The sequence below is a fragment of the Microbulbifer sp. VAAF005 genome (assembly GCF_030012985.1).
Classification (GTDB): Bacteria; Pseudomonadota; Gammaproteobacteria; order Pseudomonadales; family Cellvibrionaceae; genus Microbulbifer.
Genome location: NZ_CP120233.1, coordinates 1,898,386 through 1,913,509 on the forward strand (window position 1 = coordinate 1,898,386; position 15,124 = coordinate 1,913,509).

A 15,124-nucleotide genomic window follows, 5' to 3' on the forward strand; every position below is an offset into this window, starting at 1 on the left:
TCGGCAACCTGTAGATGCAGTGTAATTTATCATGAAATAGAGCTGTACATGCAGCTCGAAGAAGGACTTTAGGCTTATAAAGCCTAAAGTCCTGATCGGTAAAGATATAGCAGTATCGCGTGTGGCTTAACTCTAAGATGCTGGCAAGTTAATTACTTTGCTAAGTATTCGTCAGCACTGATCACCTCTGCATAGGCAAATTGCAGTGCTGCCATATAAGCTGCATGTATATGTGCAGCAGGAACATCGACGCCATTGAAGTACATGTCCCGACTGGCACAGGCATCATGAATAACGGTATTTTCATAGCCAAAGTCACTTGCCGCTCGGGTGATGGCATCGATACACATATGGCTCATCGCACCGACAATGACCAATTTATTAACACCTAGGGAGCCTCTGAATAACTCCATGATACCTCTGGCATGCAGAGCGGTTCACAATCAAGGCGCGGCTTCGCAGGAATGTCTAGACCTTTCAAGAAGTCGCAACGCGGAGTGTGAATCGCTCTGCAAGCCCCGAAGGGCGGGCCTTGAAGGCCACAGCTGCTGCGTTGCAGCTCTTGCAAAGGGCTACGGCCATTCGCGGCGAGCTGCGCCTAACATCTGCAGCCTTCAAGACCCGCAGAGGCATTACGGAGTTATTCAGAGGCTCCCTAGCTCATCCAAGTGCTTTTTAAGATCCGTACCTTTGAAACTGTTAACTTCATTCTTGAGTACTACCGGCTCACCTTCAACAGGCAGAAGGCTTTTGTGAATTTTCGCACCCTCACTACCAGCAATAAAGAATGGAGCATCCTCACTGAGAAATTCATGGCAAACATGAATAACTGGCCACTGTTTTTTGCGAAACTCAGCCAGCACTTTTACGGCTTGGTTTGACGCTTGGCCAATGCCTTCAAGAGTCCACTTTCCGCCTTCAAAATAGTCGTTTTGCATATCGACGATGATTAGCGCTGTCTTGCTCATAAGATTGTCCTTTGGGTGTGTCTTTAAAATGTACAAGCGCATGTTAGGGCGATGGGCTAAGATACAGACGTGGCAAGACCGACATAAAACAGGCAAGAACTGACAGGGGGGCTAGTGACCCAAACAATCCACATTGCAATACTGATGATCCCCGGAGCGGCTCAGTCGGCGACTTATGGCCTAATCGACCTGTTCCAAACCGCAAACCACATCTGTCAGGAGTCAATTCCAGAACCCAAGGCGCTATTTGAGGTATCACGCTGGCTAATTAATGACGGAAAAGTCATACCCGAGAAAAAAGGGGCTGCTAAAGACCCAAATATCGTGATTGTACCGCCGGTACTGGAAGGTCAGGAGTACATGGAGCCACCGACAGATGTCAGTACCTGGTTGTTAAAGCGGCACAAAGAGGGGGCCGTAACCTGTTCCGCTTGTGCTGGGGCTTTTATGTTGGCCGACGCAGGTCTATTAGATGGACGCCAGGCGACCACTCACTGGCGACTGGCCGATGCCTTTAAGCAGAAGTTCCCGGATATAGAGCTGAATATCGATTCCATCCTGATTGCAGACCCAGATGTTGTCACCGCAGGAGGTGTAATGTCTTGGATTGACCTTGGGTTACACCTGGTCGGACGATACATGCCTCCCCATATAGTTATGGAGTTAGGACGTTTCCTGTTGGTGGATACGGGAACCCGTTACCAAAGTTATTACCGCAGTTTTCTACCTCCTGTAGATCATGGTGATAAAGCAATTTTAAAAGTACAGCAGCAAATTCACCGGGATTATCAACAACCAATCTCTGTTGCAGAGATGGCTCATCTCGCCAATCTGGGCGAGCGCACCTTTCTACGAAGATTTCAAAAGGTTACCGGCTATAGACCCGCCGAATATCTTCAACAGCAACGTCTGCAAAAAGCTCGCGAACTATTGGAAACAGGCACATTGCAAGTCGAACAGATCGCTTGGCAAGTGGGATATGAGGATGTCAGCGCATTCCGGAAAATGTTTCACAAACAGACCGGCCTCTCCCCCAAGGAGTATCGACAGAGATTTTCAGGTGGCTCTAAAATGTAATTCTCAGGGAAGGTTGAGTCTTGTACGTTCCAAATTTCTTAACTCACTGAGAAGGATTAATTCAACCATACAGCATCGAGTTTAGAGGAGTGTTGTTTAAAACAATCGAAAAAAAATTGAACCTGTAATATCCTATCAACAAACACCCATTATAAAACATGAGAAAATATGACAGTTGGATACTCACTTGTAAATAATACAAAAAAAGAGCAGATCATATTCCTTCATTTACCCGTCAATACTATGAGTGAAATTCTTAGCAACCCCTTATCTGCTTACATAGTAAAGTGGTACAAGGCCCAACACCACAATGATAACGTGGATTTTGTATCAGATACGTACGACGACTGGCCGTTTATCAACGGATCACGAAGTGACCTTAAGCACTATGAAGAAGTGACAAATAAAGTTGTTGATTCTTTGATAGCTCAAGGAATAATTCTTGATAAAGGCATTGCTTGGAGAGATGATGATGATCCAGATACAGTATTCATCAGAGACCTTTCTCTTGTCAGTGCCCCTAAGTAATTCGACAAAGATAACTTTATCTCTTTAAAGCAAGCTAGAATTACAAAGTAACTTAGAAAGACATGTGGAAATTAATACTTAATTTTATAAATGGTGCTCTTGGTATAAGTTCCATTGAAAGCGACGAAGGAATACCCCCAGAGAAAAACGCTTCCCACCAGACGGAATTGTACGCGCTCCCTCTTTTGACTCGATTCCACACAAACAAGAACCTTTGACGGGTTCAGTCCGACCAAAAGAACTTGGTGAGGTAGTAGAAGTCATGGTTGGTGTTGATTATCCAATTTACGATGGACAAATGATACTCGTTGCCGATTTTGGAACTTATACAATTGAGCTCCCCAGTCCATGCAGTGGAATAATCGAAGAAGTTTTTTTAAGTCTAGTAGTTTAATAGGAAGCGAAACTCCCCTATTTAGGGTGCGCAAATCAATACAAAAATTAAGCAGGCATAACAATACGATAAAAACCTACAAGCTCTAACTAAAAAGTTAATCACATTCAGATAGCTGGGGAACTACTTATATTCGAGCAAATAATATGCCATTACCAACCAATAGAAATACGAATCATTTACCTTTGAAGATACCGATAAGTATCCCCTAAACCCTACACCTCCTCGCCATCTTAGAAACTGCCCTGCAATTTGCAAAGGTAAATAGCAAGACTTCAATCTCGCCAAATCCAGTGTGCTCAACGTATAAGCCAAACTCTGAATAATATTTGAAAAAATATTTTGTGAACAATTCTGGATACTCTGAAAATCAACAATTTTTTTGTTGAATTATGGTATCAGCTGAACGATCTTCCCGATATAGTGGCGCCGCCTAACCTTTACTAAAATTAGGTTAACTGACATTGCTTTTGAGATATGGGAAAGATACCAAAATGATTAAGAGAATTTTTTCGAAAAGAGACCTGAAGCTTCCAATAATTGGCGGCTTGATAACGGCAGCAAGTTTGCTATCAACAACTGTATCGGCAGCGGTCGAAATTGATATAAATCAATTGCGCCAACAATCAAAAATTATGTTCGGCACTCTCTCAGAAACTATGCCAGGCAGTGAGAATGACACCCCAGCTATGGTTGAGCTTGGAAAAACACTGTTCATGGATGAACGGCTTTCAGTCAATGATAGCCAGTCCTGTAACAGCTGCCATCAAGTGGGGAACTACAATGGCACGGGCGTTGACAATGAAGCGACATCACCGGGAGCTTTACCTGGTACCAAGGGTGATCGCAACTCTCCAACGGTCTGGAATTCAGGATTCCAGATGGCTCAATTTTGGGATGGTCGCGCAGAGGACCTGAAGGAACAGGCCAAAGGTCCAATTCTAAACCCTGTAGAGATGGGAATGCCTTCGGAAGAGGCTGTTGAAACAAAGATTTCAAAAATTGCCGAATATCAAATAAGTTTTAAACACGCCTTTGGTAAAGACAATGCTATCTCTTACGACAATATTGCTCAGGCCATCGCAGCGTTTGAGCGCACACTGATTACAAGTGATCGTTTTGATGATTTTATGAGTGGTGACGATCAGGCTATGACGAAAAGTGAGTTAAAGGGCTTACAAACCTTTATCAATACTGGTTGTTCAGCATGCCACAATGGTGCAACCTTGGGTGGAAACATGTACCAGAAGATGGGGCTGGTCAACCAATATCCACACCAAGAAGACTTAGGTCGTTATAAAGTTACAGGCCTTGAAAACGATAAAATGATGTTTAAAGTTCCAATGTTACGCGATGTAAGCAGAAGTGCCCCTTATTTCCACGACGGGCGTGTAGAAACCATTGAGCAAGCAATTTACGATATGGCTTGGTACCAATTGGGACAGAAACTAAGCACACAACAAGTAGATGATATTGCAACTTTCCTAAACGCTTTAGAACATCAAACTCATTAAACTATTTCCCACCCTTCGGGGTGGGCCCCGTTCACTTTAATTATTTAGCCCTGCCTTTGCGTATCAGCCACACTCAGAAATAGCAGCCAGCAGACCAAACAGTTTCCTGATTACTAACCAGTAGATAATGTAAAGCGTTCCACCAATATTTATACCTAGTCGGAAAAATGAAACCCGTAGAAAGATGTACGGTTTTCAGCCACCGATTTTCGGCAGTTCCATTAAATTACCACTCACTACTTGAGTATTCGGTCAGTAGATTCCCTTATACGCTTTTCGCTTTATAGATAGTGTAGCTTGCTATATGAGCCTGACAAAATAGTAATTATGAACATTCCCCTTACGAATAAAAGTCACCCGTAGCGCTCAACTCCTAGCAACAATCTCAAAACAAGACAATTAAACAGCTTTATGAGTATTTTAAATAACACAAAGAAATAAAACTAATCTACTTTGCCATACTCACTGTATTAAAGGTTAAGAGTACAGGCAGATCAATGAGATTTAGGCTCGCATCAGCCATCACCATACTGGTTATAGTAGCGTTTTTAGGCTTGGTGTACGTCTACAATTATCGATTGACCCAAAGTATTCAGTTTGATGCCCGCCCTGTTGCCAAGAAGTTCATCAAAAGTAACGATTCCTTTAGAGATAAAGATACTATCAACATTCTTATCATAGATGGCGGAGGCATACGTGGCTTGATACCACTATATGTCATTCAACATATCGAAGAGCAAACCGGCAAACCTATCGATGAATTGTTTGATGTTTTTAGTGGAGTATCCACTGGCGCCATCATCGCCACTGGACTTAATGTGACTCAAAAATTATTTAAAAATGATCAGCCAAGAACTGAAAACCTTAAGTATCAAAGTGATAAAATTATAGATATTTATAAGCGAGAAAGCAGATACGTATTCTCTGTACCTTGGTATCACAAATTATTAACCTTTAATGGTTTTATCTCCCCTCGCTTTAGCGGTGAGCGCTTAAGTCAAACCATGGAAAAACATTACACTGCCAACTTGAAGTTTACGAGCCTAAAAAACTACATCATTATTCCCTCTCTCAACATTCATATGGGGCAGCTTCAATTATTCAAAAATCGTGGAGAAGCAATCAGTAAGCTGCCCACAGACACACTGTATCAACTCGTAACCGCTGCAGCTAGTGCGGAAACGCTATACCCACCTGTCGAATTCGTAACTACTGGTCAGGATATTCACCAGCGCTATTATGCCGATGCTGGTATATACGCAAATAATCCAGCCAGTATTGTTTTACGCGAAATTATTAGAGAGTTCCCTGAAAAAAACTACTATGTGCTGATTCTCGGGGCCGGTACGTCTCCACTAAGTACAATGGAAGCTAACTACAGAAACTTAAAAAACTGGGGCAGGATTAATTGGGTGAAAGACCTTATATCTAATGTACAGAGATCCATGGATGATCAACAAGTATACACCCTGGAAATCGCACAATCCCTTAGCCCTAAAGGGAGAATTAAATATAACTACTTAAATGTAGATCTTGTTAATCCATATGTTGATCCATTTGACTACACAGCAAGTAAGAATCTGAAAGTTCTAGCAGATAGGCTTCTTGAGGAAAATAAAACGGAGGTTGATCAGGTAGTAAACATCCTCAAGGACAAAGGGTAACTATAACGCTGGAGAATACTCCACCTGATCAGTTGAACTTGCCTTTCAGTGTTACCTTGGATGAGAAGCCATAGTGGGTTTGCATGCATTAAAGCCAGAAGATTTGAATTCAATCACACTGAATACAGATAGTGTGTTCAACTAAGGCAAGGTAAGATCATACCCATACCTTCTTGGATTGACCATGGATATAGGTCGTTAGCAATGAACACACGCCTTCTTAATCTCGATGTACTACGGGGGCTGGCTGCAACTTTGGTTGTCTGGCAACACGGTAGTGAAGTATTTATCCGCAACCCATCCATCGCCCAGCACGGCTCGGCACTGGCTGAATTTATCAGTCAACTGGATTTTGGCCGGATAGGTGTACTTTGCTTTTTCCTAATATCCGGCTTTGTCATTCCCCACAGTCTTCTTGCATCTAACCGTACTCTTAAGAGCTTTGCTATCCGCCGCTTCTTCCGCTTGTATCCCGCTTACTGGTTATCCCTGACTGCAATTATCGGACTTACATGGTTGCTCGCTGACCGAACATTCTCTGCATCTACTATTCTTGCCAATACCACAATGCTGCAAGGCCTTATGGGGTTTGAAAGTGTTCAGATTCTATATTGGACTCTCACTGCAGAGCTGCTTTTTTACTGTCTCTGCGCACTGATGTTCACCCTTCAACTACTAGGGAATCCCAGATATCTACTCTTAGTGTGCTGGGGGTGCTATCAGTATTTGTCAGCATGCAACTTTTAGGGCAATCATCCACTCCAATTTCCCAGCTTCCCGCTACCACTACTTACCTCCCCTTTGCTATCGCAGTTATGTTCTGCGGAACCCTACTCAGGTATTGCTACGAAACAAGGCGTGGTTATCGTTATATGCTTTGGGGCCTGGTTTCGACCTTCTCGATACCACTACTCGTTATGGCCATGCACCTATTAGGTAGGTCGATCAGCGAAACTCCCCTCCGCTTTGTATCATCTCATTTCATCGCTTTAGCTATCTTCCTTGTTTTTGTATTACTTCCACCAAAGCCAATTCGACATTTAGCCGCTCTGGGGACTATCAGTTATTCCATTTACCTGTTTCATTTAATCATTGTCTTTCTCGGAAGCTGGGCCATAAGCCAACCTTGGGGACAAGGATTTACAAGTATTTCTCTATCCACGTTTCTTGTGGCAGTAACACTACTTAGCTTTGCTCTGGCGACAGCCATTTATTGGTTGCTGGAGAGGCCCTGTATGCAATTTGGGCGCTTTTTGAGTGATCGAAACGGCGGGTTAAACAGGTCAGGGGAAATGTTAACGGGGAGTTAGTGTGGAAAACTATCGGGATAAGTAAGGGGCCAGGAATTGAAACTAGCCGTAGACTTATTAGTCTACGGCTAATTTAAGCAGCCATTATTGAGTGTCTACTGCGCCCACAACAAGCTGATAGCAATAGTCCACATCATAATGCCCACCAGTACATCGAGTACCTGCCAGGTTCTGGGGTTCTTAAATAGCGGCTGCATCATGCTGCCACCCACTGAAAGAAGGGTGAACCATAACAGGGATGCACTACATGCCCCCAGCACAAAAAACCAGGTTCCATTGCCAGCATACTGCGCCCCTACTGAGCCAATCAGTACAACCGTGTCCACATACGCGTGTGGATTAAGCAGGGTTAAGGCTACCGCAGTAATCAAGGCAGAACGGCGGGATTTCATCCACTCTTTTTGCTCTCCAAGACCTTTGTTAGTGAAGGCCGAACGGAAAGCCATGGCACCGTAGGAGAACAGGAAAGCAGCACCGAGCCAGGTCAGCCAGATCATCCAGTCGCCACCCGCTTGTGCGAGATTTGCAACCAGGAACACACCACCTGTGATCAAGGCAATATCCATCAGTACGCATAAAGCCGCGATACTAAAGTGATATTGTCGACGGATACTCTGCGTCAGCAGAAACGCATTCTGCGCTCCGATCGCCATAATCAAACTGATGGTAGTCAAAAAACCTTTTGCGAGCGGCGCCAGCAACAACCCTGAAAACACGATGCCTCCGGTGTTTCATTCTCTAATTTGGAAGTGCCCGCAGGGCTGCGGGCCTGAATAGTGGCGCGAGATTAAGAGTCAAACTAGAATAAGTAAACTTAATTATACTGATCCCTCATAAGAAATTCTTATGCTAGACCTAAAGCAACTCCAGGCCTTTGCCTTTGTCATAGAGGAGCGCAGTTTTGACAAGGCTGCCGCCCTACTCCATGTCAGCCAGTCTGCGATTTCCCAACGAATCAAAGCCTTAGAAAGCCAGGTTGGCCAAGCCCTATTGATACGCTCCAACCCTTTGCGACCCACTGAAGCCGGCCTCAAAGTGTTGGGGTACTACCAGCAAATGCACTTGTTACAGCAAGAGCTTCTCACTGATATCGATCCAGAGGGAGGCAAGACCCGCTATAGCAACCAGAATAAGGTTCGTATCGCACTGAATGCAGATAGTTTGGATACCTGGTTCCTGGCCGCCATCACACCATTGATTCGATCCCAGCAGTTGCTCGTGGATCTAAAGGTCGACGATCAGGACGCTACCCATGAACTGCTGAAGAATGGTGAAGTCATTGGCTGTATCAGTTCAACAACCAGTAACCTCCAGGGCTGCCAATCAGTACTGCTCGGTCATATGGCCTATTACCCGGTATGCACCAAGGCCTTTAAGAAGAAGTTTTTTTCAGACCCGATTAAGGTTGAAGAGCTCCACTACGCTCCCACAGTGGAGTTCAACTATAAGGATCAATTGCAGAGTCGTTACCTTAAACAGTTTTGGGGAGTGGAGACCGGTCAGTACCCATCTCATGAAATCCCCTCGTCAAAGAGCTTCCTCAGTTTCTTAACTCTGGGGCTGGGTTGGGGAATGGCGCCAGATATTCAGATCGCCAGCCTGCTAAAAAGTGGAAAGTTGGTGAAACTCGCTGAAGACCAGTATTTGAAGATTCCTCTTTACTGGCATGTTTGGAACTTAAAATCGAAATTGATTAAAGAGATCACTATCAACCTCACAGAACATGCTCGAAAAGCTCTAAGTCAGTAGTGCTCAAATACTCAGTGATGGTGCAACTGCCAGTATGGACAGTAGTCCAGCTGCAGTTCGCCATTTTCCAGCTGTTCTAGGATTGAGAGTGCTTGATGATATATTGGTTGATTTTCCTTATGTCGAACATTTAGATTTTTGAAGTCCCGGTAGGATTCCTGATAAATTTCTTTCGCATCGCCTCCCAATAAAAAGCTAACTATTTGGTCTCCATGCTTTAACTCATAAGCGAAGTAAGTTCCGTCTAGCTTTTCTTTCTGTACTAATTTCGACGGTTCAGAAGTTATACGGCGAGTGTAATAATTTCCAGGCTTATCCACGATACACTGGGAATTTTCCTTGCCACAGTTTCCATTATAACTTTGCTTTAATCGCTCTATACTTTTACCGTAGTCGGGATCAGCCTGCCCATATACAACGCGTGAAACTCCTAAGAAAATCATCATTCCACTACACATCATGCAGGGTTCAAGAGTTGTATAAATACTGACATTGGAATTAGTTAAGTATTTGGTCTGAGGCCCTAAGCATTTTGTCTCAAGACATCTTTGCATTACACGCACTTCAGCGTGCTGGGTCTTATCCTCACAGACTAAAACCGAATTAAGCTGAACCCCCCAATGCGCTTGGAAATATCATCAAATAAAACCGCACCAATATTATGGCCTCTTTTATTTTTATCAGTAGGTCTGACCCAGTCCTGGAATACTATAGAATAAGCCAACAACATCAGTATCTTATCTTGCTCATCCTTAACACTCTCGGCTTTAGCTATTCCCACAAGAGAAAGTTCTGATAGAACGAAAAATAACAGGAGGCGAAACAACCCGGTATTTTTACCAAAACTGTTCAGCTTTTTGATACTTAGGAGCCCGATTAAAGCCATTTCTCCATTTCACCAATAATAAACCTGACTCTGGCGGGTGCAAGTTGAGTGCGCCTAAGCGCCAAATACAGGGTCTCACTAGCGGGATTTTCAAGGCTATGTGCCTTAATCAATTTCGGCTTTCGAAATGCACTTACCGCATAGGCGGGTAAAACTGTAAAACCCAATCCCATACTAACGGGCTCCAGGATTAAGCTGATCTGATTGGAAAACCCTTTTTGTTGAAAATCTTCAAGACTTCTAAATTGTGGGAAGTTCGCTCCCAATAATAGACTCGCATGGTGTATACCGTCAGGATGGCCTATGTACCCCAGCGCTAAAAGCGACTCCCAGTCGGGGGTTTCACTTCAGCCGGCGTCACTAGCAATAACCTTTCACTGGCGATCGGCCGACTGTCAATCTCCTCTGCTTGTGGCGGGCTGGTCATTAATCCAATATCTGCACCGTTTTCCGCAATGGCCTTCTCCACATCCAGGTTGGGTGCGAAACGGCAGCTAATCGATAAACCCTGGTGGATTTTCTGCAGGGACAACAACTTGGGGTAGAGCTTCAGCCCCACACTCCCAGGGCACATCACTCGCACATCCCCATGGTGGGGAGGGTCTTCACCAACAATTTGCCCCAGGCTGGAAAGCTTCTGAATAATCCCCTGCCCTTCCCGGTAGAGCCGATCACCAGCATCCGTGAGAGTGAAGTGTTTACCCTGCCTGACTAACAGAGCGACACCTAAGTGCTCCTCTAACTTGCGTATATGCTGACTGACCCCAGACTGAGTCATATGCAAGCGATCCGCCGTACGAGTGAAGTGCCCCTCTTCAGCTAAAGTACAGAAGCTTCTTAACCACACTGGATTTATCATTACGAATGCTACTTAAAAATATCACAAATAATAATTATACGTAATGAATTAGAAGCTGTAACTTAACCGCATTCAACAAAGGAGACAGCTATGAGTAACGCATACCCGAGAACCTTTTCTCATATCGGTATTTCAGTGCCAAACCTTGAAGAAGCTGTGAAGTTTTACACCGAGGTACTTGGTTGGTACCTGATTATGAAGCCCACAGATATCACCGAGGACAAAAGTGCTATCGGTGAAATGTGCACCGACGTATTTGGCCCAAACTGGGGTAGTTTCCGCATTGCTCACTTATCGACAGGGGACCGGATTGGCGTAGAACTATTCCAGTTTAGCAATCAGGAAAACCCAGAAGATAACTTTGAATACTGGAAAACCGGGATCTTTCACTTCTGTGTGCAAGACCCCAACCTGGAAGAACTGGCGGATAAGATTGTAGCGGCCGGTGGTAAAAAACGTATGCCGGAGCCCCGTTATTACTACCCCGGTGAAAAGCCTTATCGCATGATTTATATGGAAGATCCTTTTGGCAACATTCTGGAAATTTACAGCCACAGCTATGAGCTGATCTACAGTGCTGGTGCCTACTGATAATAAGCACTCCAGAATTCACTCAGCATCACTCGAACGATGCTGAGTGAAATGCCGGCACGGAGTTATTAAGAGGCTCCCTAATTTATTTTGGTATTACTCAATCGCTCTGATCTGCTGTGATGCTGACTACATTACGCAAAACCAACCAAGAAACCACAAAGGCCAAAATTCCACACACCGCAATTACCCCAGCAAGCGATTCTGGTGTTCCATTAAAAACCAAACTGGTTATCAGGATAGCTACAGCCCCGATTGACAACTGCATAGTACCAGCCAGGGCAGAAGCCGTTCCCGCTATAGGGCCATGTCTTTCCATGGAGAGAATAAATGCCGTTGGAAGAACCAAACCAAGAAACATATTACATACGATAAGCATGCATATCAGTAGTACGAGATGATCAAAACCGGCCTCTATCACTAAATACATAGTCACCGAGCTTATTACAAATCCAACTACACCCCACTTCACCAGCTTCACCATCCCTAAACGGGCACCAAAATTTGCCGAAAATTGACTCGACAGGAAGAAACTAAGCGCATTCAAAGCAAAGGCGAGGCTAAATTCGGTTGGAGTCAATCCGTAGTAATTCGTATATAAGAATGAAGCTGCCGCAAAAAAAGCAAGTACACTGGCGAAGCCAAACCCACCTATACAAGTAAGCCCTATATAGATCGGGTCACGCAGCAATATCGAATAAGACTCAAGCAGCGCACCTATTTTAAATGGTATGCGCTTATTCACTGGTAAAGTTTCGTGAAGGCTCGTAATAGCAAGTATCAGACTTAAAAAAGTAGCAATGGATATCCCCCAAAATATGCTGCGCCAGCCAAACGAAATTAATAGCAGACTACCAATTAATGGCGCCAACATAGGAGAAATTGAAAGGACAAGAATTGCTGTGGTAAGAAGGCGAGTTGCTTGAGTACCCGTATAAGAATCTCGAATTATTGCCCGAGGAATCGACATTACCGAGGCGGCACCCACCCCTTGTAGGAAGCGAAAGGCAATCAACCACTCGATAGTGGTTGCCAGGGCACAACAAATAGATGCGAAAGTAAAAACCAGCAAACCAAAATAGAGCGGCGGTTTGCGGCCAAACATATCGGAAGCGGGGCCATAGAAAATCTGACACACCCCGAACGCAATAAAATAGGCCATCAGCGTATAAGACGCGACCTGGGTTGAGGTGTCGAGGGCCTTTGTCATCGCAGGCAATGCAGGCAGATACATATCAATGGCCATAGGACCGACAGAGCTCAAAAGCCCCAGGATCAACGCCATTTTTATAAAGCCTGAGTTCATCCACAGTCCCTAATGAGCCAACTCCACCTTGGCACCTCTACAAGACACCTCTCACAATTACTAAAAAGGGAGAAGGAAAGAATACACCGCGCTTGTGACCCCATGAGGCATGGATGCCGATTAGGAGCTTACAGGGATGTATTCACGGCGTGTCTCGAGTGCGGTGTATTCTTTCCTTCCACCCCAGTAGTAAGTTCCCTCATCCTTTTCGGACTGGCAGGTCAAACCTTAACCTTCAATCGTAGCAACTTAACTTAGGACCATAAGATCAGGGGAGTTAATGGCCCATGACGCTTCTATACCGTCTGCAGACGGTATAAATAAAGGTGTTTCAGCCCTGACCTCCAAGCGTCCAGGGGGCTCCTGTGGTGCCCGACTCTTCTTCAGCGCCTCCTGGTGGAAAAGCCCTGTCATTCTAGCAACTGTGGTAGCTCAGGAATTTTTGCCTGGCCTGCTGGCTGCTACCAGCCACAAGCCCAAGCGGAACCCGCTTTCCCCACCAACAAGACAACGTCGCCGCCTCCCTTTAAGCTCCAGACGCCCAATTACCCCGCGCGGCCGCCGTCAGCGACCCTATATCGCCAATACCCCCTGTTGGATTATCACTCTGCAACCAAACAGTGATGACGTTGACCTATTACTCAGCGCCGGGAAAATGCAGCGACTGCATATCAACACGATTGATGGGATTGATGGGCGCTCAGGCATTCCGGAACTGGAAGACAATGAGCATATCGCGAGTAACGTCACCCGGTGGCGCCACTTGTGCGAACTCAAGAGCTCCGAAATTGGGTGCTATCTCGCCCATTTGAGAGCAATTCGCCGGGCATACCGCTCCGGCTTGGACCGGGTCTGTATTCTGGAAGATGATGTACAGCTAGAACCCTCATTTGGCCGCGTCTTAGCGGAATTAGAGCAACTCCCTGAAAATATCGAGATGATTCGACTGATGGGACTTAAAGTCCGCAAGCGAAAAGTCGTGCAAACCTTGAATGACGGTGTTCATCAGTTAGTGCGACCAGAGCGGGGGTGGTGTGGGGCACAGGGATATTTGATTAACCGGCGCGGTATGGAGAAAGTCTTAAAATATGCCAGCCGTATTTTCGAACCCATCGACAAGGTATTCGATCACTTCTGGCAATTTGATCTAAAACTGTATGGCGTTGAACCCCACCTTCTGTGGGAAAACGAGCACATCTCCAATATTGTTAAATCCAATATCCACCGCACGAAAGTCGCCCGGTGGCTATATTGGCTGCACCCTTTCGGAAAACTCTGGCGCAGTGTGGGCAGGCACTTTTATTTAAGGCTCCACTCAAAAGAGTTCTATCCAGCAGAAAAACCCACACAACGCACAGGGCGTACGGCGCGAATTAAATCTTAAGAACCCTGCGATCAATTCTCCCAATAACGCTGCATTTTTAAAAACATAAAAGAAGCGGTCCAGGTAATCATCACCAGTCCCGTAAGGGCTTCAAGGCCAGCGGTAAAACGCAGGTGCCCCAGGGGCTCGATATCACCGAAACCCAGTGAGGTATAAGTGGTAAATGAGAAATAAGCGCAGTCCAGCAGACTGCCATTAAAATTACCCACCAAAGTGCCAAAGTAAGGCGAATTCACCATAAAGTAGTAACAGTAGGCAAACAGCCATATTTCAGCCACATGGGCGATCAGGGCGCCAAACACCCCCATCACAATCGCCAGGTTATGCTTAATTGGTATCCAGCGACCGATACGGGCAAGGGCACTCAATACTTCGTGATGAATCAGGACGACCGTGGCGACAACTATCGAATTCACCACGAAAGCAAATGCCAGATCAGCGTCGATCATGAAAGAACTCGCGCACTAAATTGCTTGCCTCTTCCGCCATGACTCCCGACTCCACCGTAATCTTGTGATTGAAAAAGCTGGCCTGTGCCAATTCCAGCTGGCTCTCAACAACACCGGCCCGGGGCTCGGTAGCGCCATACACCAGCCGCCCTACCCGCGCATGTACCATTGCGCCAAAGCACATAGTACAGGGCTCAATCGTCACATATAAAGTGGTGTTTGGCAGGCGGTAGTTTTGTTGTTTATCTGCCGCTTGCCGCAGGGCTACGATTTCCGCATGGGCACTGGGATCACAATTCCCAATCGGGCGATTACTGCCCTCCCCTATGATTTTTCCATCCTGGACCAAAACCGCACCCACCGGCACTTCACCGCGCTCAGCAGCGAGTTGTGCAAGCTCCAGGGCTCGCCGCATAAATCCAAAGTCTCTGGGAGTCGCCATAAC

The 15,124-nt window shown here is 45.4% G+C and carries 17 protein-coding genes and 1 pseudogene; 8 read left to right on the plus strand and 10 right to left on the minus strand.

The window, feature by feature from the left end; genetic code table 11:
• Nucleotides 1-152: 152 nt before the first annotated feature.
• Both P0078_RS08435 and P0078_RS08440 read right to left on the minus strand, forming a co-directional pair.
• Nucleotides 153-413, minus strand: coding sequence for an isochorismatase family protein (locus tag P0078_RS08435; protein WP_282933962.1), 261 nt, complete (start codon nucleotides 411-413; stop codon nucleotides 153-155).
• Between the two features lie 231 nt (nucleotides 414-644).
• Complete coding sequence (locus P0078_RS08440) at nucleotides 645-968, minus strand: isochorismatase family protein (protein ID WP_282933963.1); 324 nt, start codon at nucleotides 966-968, stop codon at nucleotides 645-647.
• Nucleotides 969-1,082: 114 nt separating this feature from the next.
• Between P0078_RS08440 and P0078_RS08445 the strand changes: the two genes are divergently transcribed.
• The 5 genes from P0078_RS08445 to P0078_RS08465 all read left to right on the plus strand — a co-directional run bounded on the left by P0078_RS08445 (nucleotide 1,083) and on the right by P0078_RS08465 (nucleotide 6,892).
• Nucleotides 1,083-2,045: a GlxA family transcriptional regulator gene (locus tag P0078_RS08445; RefSeq protein ID WP_282933964.1), complete on the plus strand. Its 963-nt coding sequence runs from the start codon at nucleotides 1,083-1,085 to the stop codon at nucleotides 2,043-2,045.
• Between the two features lie 168 nt (nucleotides 2,046-2,213).
• A complete protein-coding gene (locus P0078_RS08450) occupies nucleotides 2,214-2,573 on the plus strand; it encodes a hypothetical protein (protein WP_282933965.1) in 360 nt (119 codons plus the stop codon).
• 888 nt (nucleotides 2,574-3,461) lie between these two features.
• Nucleotides 3,462-4,481 carry a cytochrome-c peroxidase gene (locus tag P0078_RS08455; protein ID WP_282933966.1) on the plus strand — a complete coding sequence of 340 codons (1,020 nt, stop codon included), beginning with the start codon at nucleotides 3,462-3,464 and terminating at the stop codon, nucleotides 4,479-4,481.
• Nucleotides 4,482-5,059: 578 nt separating this feature from the next.
• On the plus strand, nucleotides 5,060-6,145 hold the full coding sequence (locus tag P0078_RS08460; protein ID WP_282933967.1) for a patatin-like phospholipase family protein: 1,086 nt from the start codon (nucleotides 5,060-5,062) through the stop codon (nucleotides 6,143-6,145).
• 204 nt (nucleotides 6,146-6,349) lie between these two features.
• Nucleotides 6,350-6,892: an acyltransferase family protein gene (locus P0078_RS08465; RefSeq protein WP_282933968.1), complete on the plus strand. Its 543-nt coding sequence runs from the start codon at nucleotides 6,350-6,352 to the stop codon at nucleotides 6,890-6,892.
• Nucleotides 6,893-7,550: 658 nt separating this feature from the next.
• Here P0078_RS08465 and P0078_RS08470 read toward each other — a convergent pair.
• A complete protein-coding gene (locus P0078_RS08470; protein ID WP_282933969.1) occupies nucleotides 7,551-8,171 on the minus strand; it encodes a LysE/ArgO family amino acid transporter in 621 nt (206 codons plus the stop codon).
• Nucleotides 8,172-8,301: 130 nt separating this feature from the next.
• On the opposite strand from P0078_RS08470, the gene P0078_RS08475 reads away from it, so the two are divergent.
• A complete protein-coding gene (locus P0078_RS08475) occupies nucleotides 8,302-9,204 on the plus strand; it encodes a LysR family transcriptional regulator ArgP (protein WP_282933970.1) in 903 nt (300 codons plus the stop codon).
• 11 nt (nucleotides 9,205-9,215) lie between these two features.
• On the opposite strand, the pseudogene P0078_RS08480 reads toward P0078_RS08475, so the two are convergent.
• From P0078_RS08480 to P0078_RS08495, 4 genes and pseudogenes are all read right to left on the minus strand, one after another.
• Nucleotides 9,216-9,779: pseudogene (locus tag P0078_RS08480) on the minus strand (deaminase); the annotation flags it as partial.
• A gap of 17 nt (nucleotides 9,780-9,796) precedes the next feature.
• Nucleotides 9,797-10,090 carry a hypothetical protein gene (locus P0078_RS08485; RefSeq protein ID WP_282933971.1) on the minus strand — a complete coding sequence of 98 codons (294 nt, stop codon included), beginning with the start codon at nucleotides 10,088-10,090 and terminating at the stop codon, nucleotides 9,797-9,799.
• Nucleotides 10,081-10,263 (minus strand): type 2 periplasmic-binding domain-containing protein, encoded by a 183-nt coding sequence (locus tag P0078_RS08490; protein WP_282933972.1) that lies wholly within the window; start codon nucleotides 10,261-10,263, stop codon nucleotides 10,081-10,083. Before P0078_RS08490 ends, P0078_RS08485 begins: the two co-directional genes overlap by 10 nt.
• Nucleotides 10,264-10,406: 143 nt before the next feature.
• Nucleotides 10,407-10,949 (minus strand): LysR family transcriptional regulator, encoded by a 543-nt coding sequence (locus tag P0078_RS08495; RefSeq protein WP_282933973.1) that lies wholly within the window; start codon nucleotides 10,947-10,949, stop codon nucleotides 10,407-10,409.
• Nucleotides 10,950-11,039: 90 nt separating this feature from the next.
• Here P0078_RS08495 and P0078_RS08500 point away from each other — a divergent pair, with 90 nt between their 5' ends.
• Entirely contained in the window at nucleotides 11,040-11,540 is a 501-nt protein-coding gene (locus tag P0078_RS08500) for a lactoylglutathione lyase family protein (RefSeq protein ID WP_282933974.1), read from the plus strand.
• A gap of 100 nt (nucleotides 11,541-11,640) precedes the next feature.
• Here P0078_RS08500 and P0078_RS08505 read toward each other — a convergent pair whose 3' ends face one another.
• A complete protein-coding gene (locus P0078_RS08505) occupies nucleotides 11,641-12,846 on the minus strand; it encodes a multidrug effflux MFS transporter (protein WP_282933975.1) in 1,206 nt (401 codons plus the stop codon).
• A 280-nt stretch (nucleotides 12,847-13,126) separates the two neighbouring features.
• Between P0078_RS08505 and P0078_RS08510 the strand changes: the two genes are divergently transcribed.
• A complete protein-coding gene (locus tag P0078_RS08510; RefSeq protein WP_282933976.1) occupies nucleotides 13,127-14,230 on the plus strand; it encodes a glycosyltransferase family 25 protein in 1,104 nt (367 codons plus the stop codon).
• An 11-nt stretch (nucleotides 14,231-14,241) separates the two neighbouring features.
• Here P0078_RS08510 and P0078_RS08515 read toward each other — a convergent pair whose 3' ends face one another.
• Both P0078_RS08515 and tadA read right to left on the minus strand, forming a co-directional pair.
• Nucleotides 14,242-14,679, minus strand: coding sequence for an ion channel (locus P0078_RS08515; RefSeq protein ID WP_282933977.1), 438 nt, complete (start codon nucleotides 14,677-14,679; stop codon nucleotides 14,242-14,244).
• Entirely contained in the window at nucleotides 14,666-15,121 is a 456-nt protein-coding gene (gene tadA / locus P0078_RS08520) for a tRNA adenosine(34) deaminase TadA (RefSeq protein ID WP_282933978.1), read from the minus strand. Before tadA ends, P0078_RS08515 begins: the two co-directional genes overlap by 14 nt.
• Between the last annotated feature and the right edge of the window lie 3 nt (nucleotides 15,122-15,124).

Coding starts and splice junctions, on each gene's coding strand:
- P0078_RS08435 (WP_282933962.1), bottom strand. CDS start 413: ATGGAGTTATTCAGAGGCTCCCTAGGTGTTAATAAATTGGTCATTGTC.
- P0078_RS08505 (WP_282933975.1), bottom strand. CDS start 12,846: ATGAACTCAGGCTTTATAAAAATGGCGTTGATCCTGGGGCTTTTGAGC.
- P0078_RS08440 (WP_282933963.1), bottom strand. CDS start 968: ATGAGCAAGACAGCGCTAATCATCGTCGATATGCAAAACGACTATTTT.
- P0078_RS08455 (WP_282933966.1), top strand. CDS start 3,462: ATGATTAAGAGAATTTTTTCGAAAAGAGACCTGAAGCTTCCAATAATT.
- P0078_RS08485 (WP_282933971.1), bottom strand. CDS start 10,090: ATGGCTTTAATCGGGCTCCTAAGTATCAAAAAGCTGAACAGTTTTGGT.
- P0078_RS08475 (WP_282933970.1), top strand. CDS start 8,302: ATGCTAGACCTAAAGCAACTCCAGGCCTTTGCCTTTGTCATAGAGGAG.
- P0078_RS08500 (WP_282933974.1), top strand. CDS start 11,040: ATGAGTAACGCATACCCGAGAACCTTTTCTCATATCGGTATTTCAGTG.
- P0078_RS08490 (WP_282933972.1), bottom strand. CDS start 10,263: ATGGGATTGGGTTTTACAGTTTTACCCGCCTATGCGGTAAGTGCATTT.
- P0078_RS08510 (WP_282933976.1), top strand. CDS start 13,127: ATGGCCCATGACGCTTCTATACCGTCTGCAGACGGTATAAATAAAGGT.
- P0078_RS08450 (WP_282933965.1), top strand. CDS start 2,214: ATGACAGTTGGATACTCACTTGTAAATAATACAAAAAAAGAGCAGATC.
- P0078_RS08465 (WP_282933968.1), top strand. CDS start 6,350: ATGAACACACGCCTTCTTAATCTCGATGTACTACGGGGGCTGGCTGCA.
- tadA (WP_282933978.1), bottom strand. CDS start 15,121: ATGGCGACTCCCAGAGACTTTGGATTTATGCGGCGAGCCCTGGAGCTT.
- P0078_RS08495 (WP_282933973.1), bottom strand. CDS start 10,949: ATGATAAATCCAGTGTGGTTAAGAAGCTTCTGTACTTTAGCTGAAGAG.
- P0078_RS08515 (WP_282933977.1), bottom strand. CDS start 14,679: ATGATCGACGCTGATCTGGCATTTGCTTTCGTGGTGAATTCGATAGTT.